Annotated in this window: 20 protein-coding genes; 10 read left to right on the forward strand and 10 right to left on the reverse strand. The window is 70.1% G+C overall.

The window, feature by feature from the left end; translation table 11 throughout:
• The first annotated feature begins 252 nt into the window (after positions 1 to 252).
• Positions 253 to 1,836 carry a CDP-alcohol phosphatidyltransferase family protein gene (locus tag AP234_RS39305; RefSeq protein WP_055483354.1) on the forward strand — a complete coding sequence of 528 codons (1,584 nt, stop codon included), beginning with the start codon at positions 253 to 255 and terminating at the stop codon, positions 1,834 to 1,836.
• Positions 1,833 to 2,546, forward strand: coding sequence for a DUF5941 domain-containing protein (locus tag AP234_RS39310; protein WP_055483355.1), 714 nt, complete (start codon positions 1,833 to 1,835; stop codon positions 2,544 to 2,546). Before AP234_RS39305 ends, AP234_RS39310 begins: the two co-directional genes overlap by 4 nt.
• Before the next feature lie 422 nt (positions 2,547 to 2,968).
• On the opposite strand, the gene AP234_RS31270 is transcribed toward AP234_RS39310, so the two are convergent.
• The 4 genes from AP234_RS31270 to AP234_RS31285 all read right to left on the reverse strand — a co-directional run bounded on the left by AP234_RS31270 (position 2,969) and on the right by AP234_RS31285 (position 6,129).
• Positions 2,969 to 3,532: an ATP-binding protein gene (locus AP234_RS31270; protein WP_152990723.1), complete on the reverse strand. Its 564-nt coding sequence runs from the start codon at positions 3,530 to 3,532 to the stop codon at positions 2,969 to 2,971.
• A 106-nt stretch (positions 3,533 to 3,638) separates the two neighbouring features.
• Positions 3,639 to 4,544, reverse strand: a complete 906-nt coding sequence (locus tag AP234_RS31275) for a LysR substrate-binding domain-containing protein (protein WP_055483357.1) — start codon at positions 4,542 to 4,544, stop codon at positions 3,639 to 3,641.
• An 89-nt stretch (positions 4,545 to 4,633) separates the two neighbouring features.
• Positions 4,634 to 5,389 (reverse strand): ABC transporter permease, encoded by a 756-nt coding sequence (locus AP234_RS31280; RefSeq protein WP_055483358.1) that lies wholly within the window; start codon positions 5,387 to 5,389, stop codon positions 4,634 to 4,636.
• Entirely contained in the window at positions 5,386 to 6,129 is a 744-nt protein-coding gene (locus AP234_RS31285; RefSeq protein WP_055483359.1) for an ATP-binding cassette domain-containing protein, read from the reverse strand. Before AP234_RS31285 ends, AP234_RS31280 begins: the two co-directional genes overlap by 4 nt.
• Positions 6,130 to 6,193: 64 nt before the next feature.
• On the opposite strand from AP234_RS31285, the gene AP234_RS31290 reads away from it, so the two are divergent.
• The 4 genes from AP234_RS31290 (at position 6,194) to rocD (ending at position 9,539) form a co-directional block, all read left to right on the forward strand.
• Complete coding sequence (locus tag AP234_RS31290) at positions 6,194 to 6,838, forward strand: TetR/AcrR family transcriptional regulator (RefSeq protein WP_055483360.1); 645 nt, start codon at positions 6,194 to 6,196, stop codon at positions 6,836 to 6,838.
• Positions 6,839 to 6,899: 61 nt separating this feature from the next.
• Positions 6,900 to 7,361 (forward strand): Lrp/AsnC family transcriptional regulator, encoded by a 462-nt coding sequence (locus AP234_RS31295; RefSeq protein ID WP_055483361.1) that lies wholly within the window; start codon positions 6,900 to 6,902, stop codon positions 7,359 to 7,361.
• A 130-nt stretch (positions 7,362 to 7,491) separates the two neighbouring features.
• Positions 7,492 to 8,328 carry a dimethylargininase gene (gene ddaH, locus AP234_RS31300; RefSeq protein WP_055483362.1) on the forward strand — a complete coding sequence of 279 codons (837 nt, stop codon included), beginning with the start codon at positions 7,492 to 7,494 and terminating at the stop codon, positions 8,326 to 8,328.
• Complete coding sequence (gene rocD, locus AP234_RS31305; protein WP_083502601.1) at positions 8,325 to 9,539, forward strand: ornithine--oxo-acid transaminase; 1,215 nt, start codon at positions 8,325 to 8,327, stop codon at positions 9,537 to 9,539. The genes ddaH and rocD overlap by 4 nt, the downstream gene beginning before the upstream one ends.
• A 46-nt stretch (positions 9,540 to 9,585) precedes the next feature.
• Here rocD and AP234_RS31310 read toward each other — a convergent pair whose 3' ends face one another.
• Complete coding sequence (locus tag AP234_RS31310) at positions 9,586 to 10,146, reverse strand: MarR family winged helix-turn-helix transcriptional regulator (RefSeq protein WP_083502602.1); 561 nt, start codon at positions 10,144 to 10,146, stop codon at positions 9,586 to 9,588.
• Between the two features lie 47 nt (positions 10,147 to 10,193).
• Between AP234_RS31310 and AP234_RS31315 the strand changes: the two genes are divergently transcribed.
• The 3 genes from AP234_RS31315 (at position 10,194) to AP234_RS31325 (ending at position 13,824) form a co-directional block, all read left to right on the forward strand.
• Positions 10,194 to 11,288: a substrate-binding domain-containing protein gene (locus AP234_RS31315; RefSeq protein WP_055483363.1), complete on the forward strand. Its 1,095-nt coding sequence runs from the start codon at positions 10,194 to 10,196 to the stop codon at positions 11,286 to 11,288.
• A gap of 113 nt (positions 11,289 to 11,401) precedes the next feature.
• Positions 11,402 to 12,817 carry an APC family permease gene (locus AP234_RS31320; RefSeq protein WP_055483364.1) on the forward strand — a complete coding sequence of 472 codons (1,416 nt, stop codon included), beginning with the start codon at positions 11,402 to 11,404 and terminating at the stop codon, positions 12,815 to 12,817.
• Positions 12,814 to 13,824, forward strand: coding sequence for an acetamidase/formamidase family protein (locus AP234_RS31325; protein WP_055483365.1), 1,011 nt, complete (start codon positions 12,814 to 12,816; stop codon positions 13,822 to 13,824). Before AP234_RS31320 ends, AP234_RS31325 begins: the two co-directional genes overlap by 4 nt.
• Positions 13,825 to 13,869: 45 nt before the next feature.
• Here AP234_RS31325 and AP234_RS31330 read toward each other — a convergent pair whose 3' ends face one another.
• From AP234_RS31330 to AP234_RS31350, 5 genes are all read right to left on the reverse strand, one after another.
• The gene (locus AP234_RS31330) at positions 13,870 to 14,757 is read right to left on the reverse strand and encodes a Gfo/Idh/MocA family protein (protein ID WP_055483366.1); all 888 of its coding nucleotides are present in this window, start codon (positions 14,755 to 14,757) and stop codon (positions 13,870 to 13,872) included.
• On the reverse strand, positions 14,754 to 15,149 hold the full coding sequence (locus AP234_RS31335) for a type II toxin-antitoxin system VapC family toxin (RefSeq protein WP_055483367.1): 396 nt from the start codon (positions 15,147 to 15,149) through the stop codon (positions 14,754 to 14,756). Before AP234_RS31335 ends, AP234_RS31330 begins: the two co-directional genes overlap by 4 nt.
• Positions 15,146 to 15,439 carry a type II toxin-antitoxin system Phd/YefM family antitoxin gene (locus AP234_RS31340; RefSeq protein WP_055483368.1) on the reverse strand — a complete coding sequence of 98 codons (294 nt, stop codon included), beginning with the start codon at positions 15,437 to 15,439 and terminating at the stop codon, positions 15,146 to 15,148. Before AP234_RS31340 ends, AP234_RS31335 begins: the two co-directional genes overlap by 4 nt.
• 95 nt (positions 15,440 to 15,534) lie before the next feature.
• Positions 15,535 to 16,467: an NAD-dependent epimerase/dehydratase family protein gene (locus AP234_RS31345; protein WP_055483369.1), complete on the reverse strand. Its 933-nt coding sequence runs from the start codon at positions 16,465 to 16,467 to the stop codon at positions 15,535 to 15,537.
• Between the two features lie 33 nt (positions 16,468 to 16,500).
• Positions 16,501 to 16,845, reverse strand: a complete 345-nt coding sequence (locus AP234_RS31350; protein WP_063843161.1) for a YrdB family protein — start codon at positions 16,843 to 16,845, stop codon at positions 16,501 to 16,503.
• A 112-nt stretch (positions 16,846 to 16,957) separates the two neighbouring features.
• Here AP234_RS31350 and AP234_RS31355 point away from each other — a divergent pair, with 112 nt between their 5' ends.
• Complete coding sequence (locus AP234_RS31355; protein WP_055483371.1) at positions 16,958 to 17,659, forward strand: TetR/AcrR family transcriptional regulator; 702 nt, start codon at positions 16,958 to 16,960, stop codon at positions 17,657 to 17,659.
• The last annotated feature ends 130 nt before the right edge of the window (positions 17,660 to 17,789 follow it).

The following is a 17,789-nucleotide window of genomic DNA, read 5'->3' on the forward strand; positions in this document are numbered from 1 at the left end:
TCGGGCATTTGTCGGTCGTACGGTGTGCCTGGGATGCACTGGTTCGACCGAAAGGTCACTAAGCTTTGGCCTCCGGCGGATTTCTCCGCGCCGGTCAAGCCAGGGAGTGTCCCGTGGGTCTCGCCACGGCGACGATCCCGGGGCACGCCCAGGGAGTGTCCCGATGGGTCTTCGCCGTAGCGACGCAGGTAGGTCCAGAAGATCCACGGGCCGCGACCGTGGCCTGATCCCCCTGTCGCTTGAAAGGTTGCCATGACCCGCGTGGTCCTGCTGGGCTCGCCGCCCGGCCCGATCGGTTCTCCACCGCCAGGCGGCCAGCCCGTGTCGCCGGCGGACATCACGTTGGCGTCGCTTCCCGGAGCCCCCTCGGTGTACGGCAGGCTGCTCGAGCAGCTCGCCTCGCTCGATCCCGAGCCGATCACCATCGCCCGGCCTGCCGACGCTCCCGCCTTCCGACGCCATTCGAGGCGGGTCGTGGAGAGCCCGGACGTAGCCGGGGACCTTCGGGCGCTCGCCGACGCGGTCGAGGACTCAGCCGACAACCTGCTGATCCTGCCCGCGCAGTCGCTGGTGCACGACGAGTTGATCTACCAGATCAACAAGGCCAAGCGGCACGCCCTCGCACTGATCGTCCGGGAGGAGCGGCACGAGGACGCGCCGGAGGAGCCGCCCATCGAGGAGGCGGAGCCCGAGATCGGCCAGAAGGTGATCGAGGGTCTCCCCCAGCGCACCCGGGCCGGCCGCGGCCGGATCATCTCGGTCGGCACCGCCTATCACGCCGTCACCCGCCCGAACGCCGCGCTGCTCGGACCGCTCCGCCTCCACCAGCGGCACGCCGCCGTGCTCGCCGAGGCCGCCCGCGAGCTGGCGGACATGGCCCACCTGTTCGGCCCCGAGGACGACGTCGTCGAGCTGCTCGTGCTGGGTCTCGTACGGCGCGGCGTGTCGGTCGGCATCCGCGGCCGCAGGGACCTGTTCTACCGCCGGGTCCACGATCAGCGGGAGGCGGACGAGGCCCTGGCGGAGATGGCCGGGTTCGACGAGGACCGGGCCCGGCTGAACCACGCCGTGAAGGGCGCCGACGGCTTCTTCACCACGTTCTTCGTCAGCACCTATTCGAGGTTCATCGCGCGCTGGGCGGCCCGCCGGGGGCTGACCCCCAACCAGGTCACCCTCATCTCGATCCTTCTCGGCCTGCTGTCGGCCGGCGCGTTCGCGACCGGCACCCGGTGGGGTGCGATCGCCGGCGCGGTGCTCATCTACTTCGCGTTCGTCTTCGACTGCGTCGACGGGCAGGTCGCCCGATACGCACGGAAGTTCGGCGTGCTGGGAGCCTGGCTGGACGCCACGTTCGACCGGTTCAAGGAGTACGCGGTCTTCGTCGGCCTCGCCGTCGGCGCGACCGTGTCCGGTCAGTTCGGGGACGGAGAGGGCATCTGGATCCTCGCCCTGGTGGCGCTGGCGCTCCAGTCGGTCAAGCACCTGCTCGACTTCTCGTTCGGCGCGGCCAACCGGCGCAGGGCGCCCGTCCCGCTGCCCACGCTCGATCTGACGGTCCCCGAGGACCGCCCGCTGCGCGAGGCGCTGGAGGAGCGCAAGGCGCGCCGCAACTCGGGCATCCGCAGCCTGCTCAAGCTCTGGACCAAGGCCGGGAGGTTCCGTCCCGTGCACTGGGCGCGCAAGATGATCGTGTTCCCTATCGGGGAGCGTTTCGCCGCCATCGCGATCACCGCGGCCTTCTTCGACCCCCGCGTCACGTTCCTCACGCTCGTGATCTGGGGCGGCGTCGCGACCATCTACACCCTCACCGGACGCATCCTGAGGTCTCTCGCATGATCACCCAGCCGCAGACCACCACGATTCCCGACCCGGACGAGGAACGCCGCCGCATACAGACCGAGCGGCTGCTGGCCTATCGCGACGACGGCCCCATCGCCACCACGCTGAAGGGGGTGCTGGGCCGCGGCCTGCCGCCCGTGCCGTTCACGCTCGTGGCGCTGCTCGCCATCGTGGCCCTGGCCGTCGGCGGCGTGCTCGACGAGGGACCGATCCTGCTGGCGCCCGTGCTGATCCTGGTCGCCCTGGTCGTGCCGAGCGCGCCGAGCGACCACCTCGGACGGCTGGACTGGCTCACCCCGCCGCTGCTGCGGGGCGCGGAGTTCCTCACGATCATCCTGCTCGGGCTGGCCGAGGACACCCCCAAGTGGCTGCTGTTCGTGCTACTCTACGTGGTCGGCTACCACACGTACGACACGGTCTATCGCACCAGGCAGGGCATCTGGCCGCCCGCGTGGCTGTTCCGCGCCGGGCTCGGCTGGGAGGGCCGGCTGCTGATCCTGGGTGTGGGCGCGGTGGCCGGTCAGTTGACCGCCGTCGTCGCCGTCCTCACGGCCTACTTGTTCGTCCTGTTCGCCGTGGAGAGCGTGGTGAGCTGGGTGCGGCTGGACAAGGCCTCCGCCCAGGCCCAGGCTCAGGCCGACCAGGATCTCGAGCAGTCGCCCGAGGAGGCGGCCGAGCAGCTCACGGGCGACGCCGACCCGGCCTAGCCCGGCTCCTTCTCCGGTCTCCAGGCGAGGGGGCATGGCCTGCGGCCACCGCTTGATCGTTGATTGTCAGCACGACACTCGATGATCGCGGTGGCCGTACCCGTCCCTACCGGCAAGTCTGCAATCGCCGCGATCTCGGCTGGGTGGCCATGGCCACCGGCGCTGCTCCCAGTGGGCCCGGGTGAGTTCATGGAGAATGCGCATGCAGCGATCTTGACCAGCGGCGGCGGGGCCCGCCACCGGATCGTGGCCGGCCTGCCGTCGCCGCGGCAGCCGGTTCACGCCTGCAGGCGAGAGCCCGCCCGTGCCGCCGGGGACGCTCCAGCACGGGCACGACGTCCCGGACGACGGGTCGGTGCAGGTAGGGCGAGGGGGGCACCCCGCTGATCTTCAGTCCGCGCCGCCGCCTGAATCTGAGCAGCTCAGTCGGCGTGGCCGTCGAACAGCGCCCACACGATCTTGCCGTCGCCGGTGAGGATCCAGCCCCATGCGATGCTCAGCGCGTCGACCAGGTGGAGGCCCCGGCCGGTCTCCGTCGACAGATCGCACTCCCGGCTCAGTGCCGGAACCCGCTCGCTGGCGTCGCCGACGCCGACGCCGATATGAAAGCGGCCCGTCACATCCACGTGGTTCACCAACCACAACAGGATGGGCGGGCCGTCGGGATCGCGGCGTTGGGAATCGCGACACTGTGAATCTTGGCGCTGTGAATCTTGGCGCTGCGAACATCGGGGTGCGTGCCGGAGCGCGTTCGTCACCAGCTCGGACACGACGACCAGCGCGTCGGGGACGAGCCGCGGGAAACCCCACGCGCGCAGCGTCTCGGCGGTGAAGTCCCGGGCGACGGCGGGGGAAACGCTTCCGGCCGGAAGCGCGCACACGACCGACGGCGGAACCGGCAGATCCGGGAAGTCGTCCTGCTCGAACATCGTGGTCAGCCATGAAGGTGCTGTCGCTGCTCCCGGCCCTGCCAGATCTGCGGTCATCGCCGTTCCCTCAGGTCGTCACCCGTCACCTCATGTGAGCTTCCCTTCATCGTGTATCTTGCCCTGACCCTTGCGTATGCAAGCGCGCTTGCACGTGCAATTGTCATCACTCAGGCATCGCGGCGAAGAACGCCGCACACGTCTCGGCGAAGGCCGCCGCGCGGGCCGTGGGCCGTACGCCACGCACCGAGGCCAGCACGACGTCGAGCGGCGGCACCTCGTCGCTGATCGGCACGCTGACCACCCGGCCGCCGTCGTAGGTCTGATCGGTCGCGGCCTGCTGGGTGAGGATCGAGTAACCGTGCCCGCCGGCCACCAACGACCTGGCCGTCTCGAAGCTCGACGTGCGGAACCGCACCCGGGGTTCGCTGGCGTAGAGCGTGCGGAAGTAGTCGCGGCTGCGCGGCAGGTCCAGCAGGATCATCGGCTCCCCCGCCAGGTCGGCCAGGGACACCGCCTCCGCCTCGGCGAGCCGGTGCCCCGGCGGCAGCAGCGCGTGCGGCCTGGCCTGGGTGAGCAGCCGGAGGTCGAGATCGAGGGCGAGGTCGGTCGCGTAGACCAGGGCGGCCTCGCACCGGCCGTCGAGCAGGGCGGCCTCCATGGCGGAGATCTCCCCCTCGATCACGGTGACCCGGACGCCGGGGAACCGGCCGGCGAACTCGCGCAGCAGCCGGGACAGGTAGAACGGCGCGAGCGCGGTCAGGCAGCCGACGGACAGCTCCCCGGTCAGCGAGCCGGCGAGCCCACGCGCCGACTGGGCCAGCGCGGCGGCGTGTGACAGGAATTCACGGGCCTCCACGAGGAACCGCTCCCCCGAACGGGTGAGCGACAGCCCCCTGGCATGATGGCGGATCAGCAGCTGGACGCCGAGTTCCCGCTCGACCTGGGCGATGGCGGCCGAGATCGCCGACTGCGCCACCATCAGCTCCCTGCTGGCCGCGGTCATGCTGCCGAGCTCGGCCGCCGTCACGAAGTAACGCAGCTGGACGAGTGTGAAGTTGACGTCCGCCACGCAACCATTGTGACCGCCTCAGTCGTGTACGCGCTGCCGCAACCGGAAGGAAGTTCGCGTGGTTTTCCGCTGACTTTCCGCGCCGATGATCAGGAGTTTTCCCGCTGGAAGATCCGGGTGCCCATGGCGACCGCGATGACGACGAAAGCCGACGTCACGAGCACGCCCCACAGAACGTCAGGCGAGGCGTAAGCTCCGGCGAACAGCGCACGCAGCGCCTCGACCGCGTACCGGAACGGCGTGAGCCGGGAGACCGCGTCCAGCCACGCGGGCGCGAGGGACATCGGCAGCAGCGCCCCCGACAGCAGCATGAGCGGGATCGCCACGGTGGACATCACCGGCGCGAACAGCTCCTGCTTGATCGTGAGGGCGGCCGCGTACGACAGCGAGGCCATGCCGACCGACAGGACGACCATGAGCAGCAGGCCGAGCAGCACGCCGGGAAGCGGCGCCCGCAGCCCCAGGAAGAACCCCGCCGCGATGATGACCACGGCCTGGACGAGCAGCACGAGGCCGTCCTTGAACACCCGGCCGAGCAGCAGCGCGACCCGGCTCGCCGGGGTGACCCTGAGCCGCTCCAACACGCCGAACCGCTGGTCGAACACGATGGTGAAGCCCACCATCCCGGCGCTCATCAGCCCGAGCTGGACGAGCAGGCCGGGAACGAGCACGGCCCACGACCCGACGCCGCTGCGGTCGAACAGCGGACCGAACAGCACGAGGTAGAGGAACGGCTGCACGGCGCCGAAGACGATCGCGAACCTGTTCTTGAGGGTGCCGCGCAGGTAGTAGCCGATCAGCGCGGCCAGCGTGTGCGCGGTGGTCGGCCCGGTGAGTGTGGTCATGCCGCGGCTCCCTCACGCGGTTCCCGGCCGGTGACCGAGAGGAAGACGTCGTCGAGCGTGGCGGCGCCGTACGCCGACTTGAGCTCGCGCGGCGTGCCCGAGGCGACGATCCGGCCGTGGTCGACGATGAGGACCCGATCGCACAGCGCGTCGGCCTCCTCCAGGTAGTGCGTCGTCAGGAACACGGTCAGGCCGTCCTGCTCGCGCCGGCGCCGTACGCGTTCCCACAGGTCGGCCCGGCTCTGCGGGTCGAGCCCGGTCGTGGGCTCGTCGAGGAAGAGCAGGTCCGGCCGGTGGAGCAGGCCCATCGCGATGTCCAGCCGCCGCTTCTGACCCCCGGACAGCGACGCGGCGATCCGCCGCTCCACCCCGCTCAGGTCCAGCTCGGCCAGCAGGCGGGTCACCCGTTCCCCGGCCTCGGTACGGCGCATGCCGTACAGGCGGGCCTGGAGCTCTAGCTCCTCCCCCACGGGCGAGAACGGCCCGATCATGCCGCCCTGGGCGACGTAGCCGATGTGCCGCCGGACGCCCGCCGGGTCGGCGAGCAGGTCGCATCCGGCGACGGCGGCCGTGCCCGATGTCGGCCGGAGCAGGGTGGTCAGCATTCGCATCGTCGTGGTCTTGCCGGCCCCGTTCGGCCCGAGAAGACCGACGATCTCCCCGGCCGACACGTCGAGATCGATGCCGCGCACGGCTTCGACGTCGCCGAACGTCTTGGTGAGTCCTCTGGCGTGAATCATGATTGGTAGAGTAACACCAAATTTGGAGTCACTGAAAAATTGTTGCGACCCTTAGAATGTCCGCATGGAGGGCCTGCGTGAACGGAAGAAGCGGGAGACCCGGCAGCGCATCGCCGACATCGCGATGGGGCTGTTCCTGCAGCGGGGATTCGACGACGTGACCGTGGCCGAGGTGGCGCGGGCCGCCGACGTGTCCGTCAACACGGTCTTCAACTACTTCCACACCAAGGAGGACCTGTTCCTCGACCGGAGCGAGGACGTCGAAAACCTGCTGGCGCGGGTGATCCTCGACCGGCGGCCCGGCGAGTCGGCCGTCGGGGCGGTGCGCCGCGACTTCTTCGAGTCCCTGCGCGACGGCGACTGGCGGTACGGCATGCACGAGGGCGCCGACCTGTTCACCCGGCGCGTCCGGGAGAGCGCCGCCCTGCAGGCCCGCCTGAGCCTGATGACCCGCCGCCGGGAGGAGCTGCTCGCCGAGGCGCTCGCCGACGAGACCGACGCCGACCCCGACGACGTCACGCCCTGGCTGGTGGCGGCCCAGATCTGCTCGGTGGTCACCACCCTGACCCGCCACTTCGCGGTCCGCAGGATGGCCGGGGAGGACGGCGATCGGATCGTCTCCGACATCCGGGCCCAGGCCGAGATCGCCTTCGACCTGCTCGAGCACGGAGTCGGCGACTACGCGCTACGTCCCGCCACGGACGGGTGAAGCGGCCGCGGCGCCGCCGCCGCGTGACGTGCAGCGGACGGCGGACCGGTATACAGGTCCCGTGAAGGTGGACGAGCTGGACCGCGCCATCATCAGGGCTCTCGTAGAGGACGCGCGCGCGACATATGCCGAGATAGGCAGCCAGGTCGGGCTGTCGGCTCCGGCGGTCAAACGCCGCGTCGACCGGTTGGTCGCGACCGGCGCGATCACCGGCTTCAGCGCCCGGGTCGAGCCGTCGGCCCTCGGCTGGACGACCGAGGCGTACGTCGAGCTGTACTGCCGCGGCAAGACCTCGCCGGCGGAGATCGGAGCGGCCGCCGCCCGGCACCCGGAGGTCGTCTCGGCCTGCACGGTCACCGGCGAGGCGGACGCCCTGCTGCACATCCGCGCGACCGACGTACGCCATGTGGAGCGCGTCATCGAGCGCATCGCGGCCGAGCCGTTCGTCGTGCGGACCAAGAGCTCGATCGTCCTGTCCCGTCTGATCAGCGGGACCCACCACCACCCCGCGCCCCCGGGTTAACGGATCGCCGAAATTCGGCCGAAGACGCAACCGATCCACCCGAAGGCGCAACGAGCACCCATTGGCCCCACGGCCCCGGATTCCTAACCTGAAGATCCGTTAGCTGAGGTGTTTTTCGGATGGAGTCTGAATGTCACTCGCGCCATCGGCTGAGATCTCGCGCAGCGACCGTACGAGCACGGCTCGGCACTACCTGATGTGCCGGCCGGAGTTCTTCACGGTCTCCTACTCCATCAACCCGTGGATGGACCCCGGCGAGGGGACCGACACGGCGAGAGCCGTAGGGCAGTGGGAGAGCCTGCGGCAGGCGTACGAGAGCCTCGGGCACCGGGTGAGCCTGATCGACCCCATCGAGGGCCTGCCGGACATGGTGTTCGCCGCCAACGGCGCGCTCGTCGTCGAGGGAAGGGTCTACGGGGCGAAGTTCGCCCACGCAGAGCGGGCCGCCGAGGGCCCGGCCTACCTCGACTGGTTCATCCGGCGGGGCTACGAGACGCTGGCGCCGTCCTTCACCAACGAGGGTGAGGGCGACTACCTGACGCTCGACGACGTGATCCTCGCCGGCACCGGGTTCCGTACGGACGTCGCCTCCCACATGGAGGCCCAGGAGTTCCTGGGCCGCCCGGTCGTCACGTTGCGGCTGGTGGACCCCAGGTTCTATCACCTCGACACGGCGCTGTTCCCGTTGGACGGCCACAACGTGGCGTACTACCCTGGAGCGTTCTCGGCCGGCAGCCTGCGCGTGCTGCAGCGGCTGTTCCCCGACGCCGTCATCGCCTCGGCCGCCGACGCGGAGGTGCTCGGCCTCAACGCGGTCAGCGACGGGCGGAACGTGGTCGTCAACGCCGAGGCGACCGGGCTCATCCTGGAGCTCAAGCGCCGGGGCTTCGAAGTCGTCCCCGTGGACCTGAGCGAGTTGCGCAAGTCCGGCGGGGGTCCCAAGTGCTGCACCCTGGAGATCCGGTGAACACTCCTTCCAACGCCGAAGACTTCATCCGCATCAGCGAGACCCGCGGTGCGCACAACTATCACCCGCTGCCCGTCGTGCTCCACTCCGCCGAGGGCGCCTGGGTGACCGACGTGGCCGGCCGGCGCTTCCTCGACTGCCTGGCCGGATATTCGTCGCTGAACTTCGGCCACGGCAACCCCACCATCCTGGCCGCCGCACGCGAACAGCTCGACCGGCTGACGCTGACCAGCCGGGCGTTCTTCCACGACCGGTTCGCCGAGTTCGCCACGGCCCTGGCCGACCTGTGCCGCAAGGACATGATCCTGCCGATGAACACCGGCGCCGAGGCCGTGGAGACCGCCATCAAGGTGGCGCGCAAGTGGGGCTACGAGGTCAAGGGCGTGGCCCCGGACCGGGCGAACATCGTCGTCATGGAGGACAACTTCCACGGCCGCACCACGACGATCGTCGGCTTCTCCACCGACCCGGACGCCCACGGGGGCTTCGGCCCCTTCACCCCCGGCTTCCGGATCGTCAAGTACGGCTCGGCCGAGGCGATCAGAGAGGCGATCGACGAGAACACGGTCGCCGTGCTCCTGGAGCCCATCCAGGGCGAGGCCGGCGTGCTGGTGCCGCCGGACGGCTATCTCGCCTCGGTCCGCGAGCTCTGCTCCGAGCAGGGGATCCTGTTCATCGCCGACGAGATCCAGTCGGGGCTCGGCCGCACCGGCGACACGTTCGCCTGCGACCACGAGGGGGTCGTGCCGGACATCTACGTCCTGGGCAAGGCCCTGGGCGGCGGGGTGGTCCCGGTCTCGGCCGTGGCCGCCGACGCCGACGTGCTCGGCGTCATCCGGCCCGGCCAGCACGGCTCGACGTTCGGCGGCAACCCGCTCGCCTGCGCGGTCGGCATCGCGGTCGTCGGGTTGCTGCGTACCGGCGAATATCAGGCACGGGCCCGCGAGCTGGGCGTTCTCCTGCACGAGCGGCTCGACGAGCTGGTCGGCCGGGGCGTGGTGGCGGTGCGCGGGCGCGGCCTGTGGGCGGGCATCGACATCGACCCCGCCCTCGGCACCGGCCGCCAGATCAGCGAGGCGCTCATGCGCCGGGGCGTGCTGGCCAAGGACACCCACGGTTCGACGATCCGGCTCGCGCCGCCCCTCGTCGTCTCCCGTGAGGACCTGTCCTGGGCGGTCGACCGGCTGGCGGAGGCGCTGAAGGAGTTCTGACGGCGGAACCGGCCAGGATGGCGCGGACCGGCGAGGGTGGTACGGCCTATGGCTCGCCCTCCAGCGACCGCACCAGCTGTTCCAGCTCGCGCATGAGCCGCTCGGTCCTGGCCGGGCCGTACGTCCCGAGGATCACCCGGTGGTGCTCGGCGATCCCCGCCTCCAGGCGGCCGAGCAGGTCGCTGCCCCGGCCCGCCAGCAGGACCACCACCTTGCGGCGGTCGACGGGGTCGCGCCCCCGGTAGACGAGGGCCCGGTCGACGAGCCGGTCGACGGCCTTGGTGAGCGTGGGGTGCGGCATGAGCGCGGCCTCGGCGAGGTCGCCCATGGTGTGGCCACGCCCGTCCGCGAGGGCCTGGAGGATGCGCCACTGCTCGACGGTGACCTCCTCCGCGGCGAGCGCGGCCGCCAGCCCCCGGTTGACGCCGCGCTCGGCGCGGCTCAGCAGATAGGCGAGCGAGGAGCCCAGCCCGGAGGAGCCCGGTCCGGTCGAGCCGGATCCCGTTGCGCCTGGTCCGGTCGAGCCTGGCCCGGTCGAGCCGGGGTCGGCGGGCGCCGCCCGGGAGACTCCGGCGCCGTCGTCACCGTCGCGCCCGGCCGTCACCATCGATTCATCCTTTCCCCGGCTGGTGCCGATGGACCATACTCTTCTCCGTGGCCGATCTTGCCGCAGCCCTCCTCGAACCGCTGGAGGCGCACCTGCTCAGGGCCGACACGCTCCGTTTCGCCCTGGTGGTGCCGGTCTCCGGCGTACTCGGCCTCGTGGGCCCGGGTGCGATCAACTGCGCGATGCTGGCGGCAGGGGAGGTCAACGACGCGGGCGGGCTGCTCGGCAGGCCGGTGGAGCTGGTCCTGGTCGACGGCGGCCGCCCACCCGCGCTGGTCGCCGAAGAGGTCGCCGAGCTGGCGCGGGCCGGGGCCGTACAGGCGGTCGTCGGCACCCACGCCAGCGACGTGCGGGTGTCGATCGAGGATTCGCTGCGGGGCATGGTCCCCTTCGTCTACGCGCCGCCGTACGAAGGCGGCGTCCGCCGTCCCGGCGTCTACTTCCTCGGCGAGCCGGCCTCCCGGCAGGTCGGGCCGGGACTCGACTGGCTCATCGAGCACCGCCGGGCACGGCGCTGGTTCCTGCTGGGCAACGACTACGTCTGGCCGCGGCTGGTGCACGCCGCCGCGCGGGACCATCTGCTGTCGCGGTCGGCCACCGTGGTCGGTGAACGGCTCGTTCCGTTCGGCATCCGCGACATGGGCCCGCTGATCGAGGAGCTGGCCGCGGTGCGGCCCGACGCGGTGCTGCTCAACCTCATCGGCAGCGACCTCGTCGGGTTCAACCGGGAGTTCGCGGCGAGCGGGCTCGGCTGCGCCCGGCTGTGCGGTGCGCTGGAGGAGCACGGCCTGCTGGCGATCGGGGGCGACACCAGCGGGGAGCTGTACGCCGCCATGGGCTACTTCGGCAGCATCGCCACGGAGGCGAACCTCGGCCTTCGCGAACGCTACACCCGGCGGTTCGGGCCGCAGGCTCCGCTGCTCAACGGCCACGGACACGGCTGCTACGAAGGCGTGCTCATGCTCGCGGCCCTCGCCGAGCGCGCCGGCGCCCTCGTCGTGCCGGCGATCGACGCCGTTTCCGACGGCACCTCGATCGTCAGCGGCCGGGGGCCGCTCACCCTTTCCGGGCGGCACGTACGGCAGCGCGTATACCTGGGACGAGCCGATGGCCTGGACTTCGATGTCGTGACCTCCTGCTGACCTGCCCGGTCGTCGATTTGTAAGGGTTTTCGCAAGAAAGTTTCTAGAGAAACCTTTTCTAATTCAAGGATTAGCTCTATCGTACGCTCTGCCCCCCACGCGAAGGAGCACGAATGTCATCCCTCTCCGAGTCGCCGGCCCCGGCGGCATCCCCCTCCGGAGTGGAACGCTTCGGGTACAAGCAGGAGCTGAACAGGTCGCTGAGCTTCGCCGACCTGATGATCTACGGCCTGATCTTCATGGTGCCGATCGCACCGTTCGGGATCTTCGGCGGCGTCTTCCAGTCCTCCGGCGGGATGGTCGCGCTCGTCTACGCGATCGGCATGGTCGCGATGGCGTTCACCGCGCTGTCGTACGCGCAGATGTCCAAGGCGTTCCCGATGTCTGGATCGGTCTACACCTACGCCGGGCGCGGCATCGGCGCCCCGGTCGGCTTCCTCGCCGGCTGGGTCATCCTGGCCGACTACATCCTCGTGCCCGCACTGCTCTACCTGGTGGCCAGCGCCGCCATGGCGTCGTTCGTGCCCGCCGTGCCCCTCTGGGCCTGGATGATCATGTTCATCGTGCTCAACACGGTGGTCAACTCCCTGGGCATCAAGATGACCGCCAGGATGAACAAGATCATGCTGATCGGCGAGCTGATCGTCTTGGCGATCTTCCTGGTCATCGGCGTCGTCGCGCTCGCGCAGGGCAAGGGCCACGGCGACTTCTTCAGCCCGATCTTCGACTCCTCGACGTTCACCTGGGAGCTCGCGTTCGGCGCGGTGTCGATCGCGGTGCTCTCCTTCCTCGGCTTCGACGGCATCTCGATGCTCGCCGAGGAGAGCCGCGAGGACGCCCGCAAGCTCGGCCGGGCCATGTTCGGCGCACTGATGCTGGCCGGCCTGCTGTTCATCACCCAGACCTGGGTCGCCTCGCTGCTCGTGCCGAACCGCGCCGAGCTGCTCGCCAACGGCGACCCGGACGGCACGGCGTTCTACAACGCGGCCGAGGCCGCCGGCGGCCACTGGCTGAGCGTGCTCACCGCCGTCGCCACCGCCGTGGCATGGGGCTTCGCCAACTCCCTGGTCGCCCAGGCGGCCACCTCGCGCCTGCTGTTCGCGATGGCCCGCGACCGGCAGCTCCCTCGGTTCCTCAGCAAGATCGACCCCAAGCACAAGGCGCCGGTCAACGCCACGCTGCTGGTCGCCGCCGTCTCGCTGGTCCTGGGCGTCTACATGTCCTCGCGCGACGACGGGATCGACCTGCTCAGCTCGCTCATCAACTTCGGCGCGATGACCGCCTTCCTCGCACTGCACGTCTCGGTCGTCGTCCACTACGTCGTACGCAAGGGCAGCCGCGACTGGTGGCGGCGCCTCATCGCCCCGGGCATCGGCTTCCTGATCCTGCTGTACGTCGTGATCAACGCCAAGGTCGCCGCGCAGACCGTCGGCCTGATCTGGCTGGCGCTCGGCATCGTCACGCTCGGCGTGCTGACTCTCCTCGGCCGTCGCCCCTCCCTTCCCGACGAGACGGAGGTCTCCGAGTGAACGTCGTCTCTTACCGGCCCACGCCGGAAGAGCTGTCCTACACCTTCGGCGGGCGGCCGCCCGTGGCCACTATCGCGCCGGGCACGATCCTGGAGATCTACACGGAGGACTGCTTCGGCGGGCGGGTGCGCGGCCCGGCGGACCTGCCGTCGCGGGTCTGCGAGTTTCCGTACCTGAACCCGGTCACCGGGCCCTTCCACGTGGCGGGGGCCGAGCCCGGCGACACGATCGCGCTGCACTTCGTGTCGATAGAGCCGGCCCGCGACTGGGCGGTCTCCACCACGTTTCCGCACTTCGGGGCGCTCACCACGACCCACACCACGGCGATGCTGCACCCGCCGCTGGACGAGGTGGTCTGGATGTACGACGTCGACGTGGAGAAGGGGGTCGTCCGCTACCACGCGCGGCGCGGCGACTTCAGCGTGGAGATGCCGCTCGACCCGATGCACGGCACGGTTGGGGTCGCCCCGGCCGCGTCCGAGTCGCGGATGACGATCACTCCGGACGCGCACGGCGGCAACATGGACACCCCCGAGCTGCGGGCCGGCGTCACCCTCTACCTGGGCGTCAACGTCGAGGGCGGGCTGTTCTCCGTCGGCGACGGGCACTGCCGCCAGGGCCACGGCGAGGTCTGCGGCACCGCCGTCGAGGCCGCGATGAACACGGTCGTCGCCGTCGAGCTCGTCAAGGGCGTCGGCACACCGTGGCCGCGACTGGAGGACGACGACCACCTGATGTCGACCGGCTCGGCCCGGCCGCTGGAGGACGCCTACCGGATCAGCCAGCACGACCTCGTCACCTGGACGGCCTCGCTCACCGGGCTCGACACGCTCGACGCCTACCAGCTGATCAGCCAGGGCGGCGAGGCGCCCGTGGGCAACGTGGTGGACACCAACTACACAATGGTCGCCAAGCTACCCAAGGCGTACCTCGGTTGTCCGGATGCGTACGAGTCGGCCCACTCCCGGCTCCGCGCACTCGGCGAGCGGTACCTGTCCTCCCGGTGATCAGCTGACCGCGTGACACCGGCCCGTGACCCGGTGGCGTACGGCTCAGCCGGCGGCGGCGACGATGTCCTCGCAGATGGCATGGGTGACAAGGGCGTCATCCGCGCTGATCGTACGGCCCTGCCGTACCGCGTCGAGGAACGCGCCGCAGGCCTGCTCGATGCCGCGCTGCCGGGCCACCGGGGTCCAGTCGGCCCTCCTGGCGAGCGTCTCGCCCGCGGTGTAGTCGATCACGTCGCCGAGGTTGACCACCCTCCGCTTCACGTCGCCGCCCATGACCTCGCAGGTCTCCTCGGCGGCGCCGCTGACCCTGCACATCACGCCGACGGCGGTGAAGCCGTCGCCGCCGAGCTGGAGCGTGACGTGCTCCAGCAGCCCATCGCGCACCCGGGTCCTGATGACCGTGTCCGTCACCTCGGCCGGGGCGAGGAAGCGCAGCGTGTCGACGACGTGGACGAAGTCATCGAAGATCACCGCACGGGGGTCGGCGGCCAGGCCCGACCGGTTCTTCTGCATCACGATCAGGTCGCGTGGCAGCTCACGCAGCGCGGCGTAGCCGGGGGCGTGCCTGCGGTTGAAGCCGACCATGAGCGACCTGTCCCGCTCCCGGGCCAGCCGTACGAGCTTGTCGGCGTCGGCGAGATCGTAGGCGAGCGGCTTGTCCACGTAGACGTGCACGCCCGCCTCCAGCAACGCGGACACGATCGGCACGTGGGCCTCCGTGGCGGCGTGGACGAACGCCGCGTCGATCCCCGCCCGGACCAGCTCGTCGACCGAGGTGAACCTGGCGCCGATCCGGTAAGCGTCGCCCAGCCGGCCGAGGACCTCCCGATCGCGTGTGCACAGGTGCGGCTCGATCCCCGCCGTGGCCGCCAGCACCGGCAGATAGGCCTTGCGCGCGATGTCGCCCAGTCCGATGATTCCGATCTTCATATGACTCCCGGAGAGATGGTCGGCATAGCAGCGCCCTCGGCGGCTGCGAGCAGGCGTTCGTCGTAGGCGACGAACCAGTCGAGCGCGCGATCGAGCGCCTGCGCGGCGCAGAGGTGGACGGCGTCGAGACTGCGCAGGCCAGGCGGCCCGATCACCCCTGCGGCGTCGAGGAGGCGGTCATCCATGGCGATGATCCGCAGTCTGGACAGCAGGCCGCGTGCGGCGGCGATCGCCTCGGCTCCGTGCGGCCGTACCGCCCGCGGCACCTCGGTACGCGCCAGGGCACAGGTGACCACGGGCGTCGCCCTCGCCGCCAGCCACTGCCCGAGCGCCGCCGTCTCGGCCTCCAGGACGACGAGCTTGACCAGTGCCGAAGAGTCGAGATAGATCATCGTTCCGTCGACCGGAGATCGGCCAGCGTCTCGCTCGGCAGCGGCGCACCCGGCTGCCCCTGTGTGACATGCCAGTGGTTCCAGTCGATCTCGATCTCCGGCATCGTCATCCGCCCCTCGGCGACGAGCTTCTCGGTGACGACGCGGTCGTGCGGCAGAGCCGCGAGCTGCGCCACGGGCCGCCCCCTTTCAGTGATCTCCACAACGGTCCCCGCCTGGGCCAGCTGCAGGAAGTGCGCGAGCCGATCACGCAACTCCCGCACTCCGACGCTGATGACTTCGTCCGTCATGCTGTAAGGCTAAACGCCGGGCTGTCCACCTTTCAAGAGGCGCGGTACACGATATGGAAGTCGCGTACCATGAAATTTCAGCGGTACACTACAGATCAGCGGCCGCGCCACCAGGCGAGGGTCTCCTTGAGCGCGTCGTCCATCGGGGTGGGCGCGAGATCGAGGGCGGCCTCCGACGCCGAGGAGTCGAGGATGAACGGCCGGTCGAACTGGTAGCGGATCTCCTTCAACTCCTTGAGGAACGGCACGGCCAGTCCGGCCGCGGTGAGCATCCAGCCGGGGAGCCGCCTGAACCGGGGTGCGGGGGCGCCGGCGAGCAGGCACAGCCGTTCCGCCACCTCACGCATGGTCATCGCCGGGCCGGTCGGCACATGCCAGGCCCGGCCCCAGGCGCTCTCCCGGGCCGCCGCCGCGACCAGGGCCCGCGCGACGTCGGGCAGATAGGTCCAGCTGTGCGGGACGTCGGGGTTCCAGGGAACCATCGCCGGTTTGCCGGACGACAGCAGCGGCCCGAGCAACCGCTCGCCGAAGTACGACTGGTCCGATGCGTGAGGACCGAAGTAGTCCGAGCCGCGCACCTCGGTCACCCGCACCCGGCCCGACCGGTGGGCGGCGAGCAGGTCCTCCCACATCCGGGCCCGCACCCTGCCCTTGACCCCGGTGGAGGCCAGGGGCAGGTCCTCGGTCATCGGGCCGTCGACCGGGCCGTAGCCGTACAGGTTGCCGAGCACGGCCAGGACCGCCCCCGCCGCCTCGGCCGCCGACACCAGGGAGGCCGCGATCGGCGGCCAGTCCCGGGCCCATCGGTGGTATTGCGGATTGGCGCAGTTGTAGAGGACTTCGGCTCCCTCGGTGATCCGCCGCATCGTCGCGGCGTCACCGGCGTCGGCCGCGACCAGCGTGACACCTGCCCTGCGGGGACCCGATCCGGAGCGGGTGACGACCACGACTTCGTGGCCCGCATTCGCGAGCAGTTCCGCTACATGACCACCGACCTGCCCGGCCCCGACGATGACGTGCTTGGCCATGATCTTCTCCTTTACGATGGTATGCGTGGGCTGTCAGACCTGGTGCCAGACGAGCCGCAGGACGGCGTTGATGACGTAGAGCGCGTAGAAGACCGCACCCGCGGTGACGAGCCCGGAGGCGGCGAGCGCACCGGCTCCGATCCCGAACCAGACGATCTCGAACACGGCACGGGCGAGCCCGTGAAACTGGAAGGGCGCCTTGCCCCCGGCCATGAACAATCCCCACAGGGTGGCGAGCGCCGCCGGGGCGCCCAGCCCGGCGAGGATCCTGAGCACGGCTCCCGCGTCGAGAGTGAAGCCCCAGCGGCCCGCCGAGAACAGCACGCCCAACTCCAGAAGGAAGGTCAGGGCGAGGTTGGCCCCTTTGGCGACCTGCATCACGTCTCCCTGGCGCTCACCGCTCTCTTACGAGAGCAACGCTCTCTCACGGGAGTGCAAATGTCAAGAGCGGTGCTCTCGTTTTGCTCTCATGCTCTGATAACGTGGCCCCATGAACGCGAGCCGTACCGCACGGGAGCGGGTGAGGGCGGAACTGATCCGGGAGATCACCGATATCGCGCGGCGTCATCTGGCGACCCATGGGGCGGCCGGATTGTCGTTGCGGGCCGTGGCACGTGAAATGGGGATGGTCTCCTCGGCGATCTACCGGTACTACCCCAGCCGGGACGACCTGCTCACCGCGCTGATCATCGACGGATACAACGCCATCGGCGAGGCCGTGGAGAAGGCGGATGCCGCCTGCCCCCGTGAGAACTTCACCGGACGCTGGCTCGCCACCTGCCATGCCGTACGGAACTGGGCCCTGGCGCACCCGCATGAGTACGCCCTGCTGTACGGATCGCCGGTGCCGGGCTACCGTGCCCCTCAGGACACGATCGGGCCGGCCACCCGCGACACGATCGTCTATGGACGGATCATCTCCGAGGCCCACCATGCCGGACGGCTGTCGCCGCCGCCGATATGCCCGCAGCCGCCGGCGATCCTGTCGGCGGACCTCGATGCGGTGCGGGAGCTGATGCCCGGCGTCCCCGACGACGTGGTCGCCCGCGCCGTCATCGCCTGGACGGACCTGTTCGGCATGGTCAGCTTCGAGCTGTTCGGCCAGTTCAACGGCACCATTGAGCACCGCGCCGAACTCTTCGAGCACAGCATGACCTGCCTCGCCCACCTCCTCGGCCTGCCTTTCGACTGATGCGCCATGTTTGGAACGCATCGTTTACGCCGGCGGATCGCCGCGAGGATGACATGTTCTCGGTCGCCTCGGCCGTACCACGGTTGAGCGCCACCGTGCCGTTGACAGAGTCCGCGAAACGGCATGACCG

Source organism: Sphaerimonospora mesophila (assembly GCF_001417795.1).
Lineage (GTDB): Bacteria > Actinomycetota > Actinomycetes > Streptosporangiales > Streptosporangiaceae > Sphaerimonospora > Sphaerimonospora mesophila.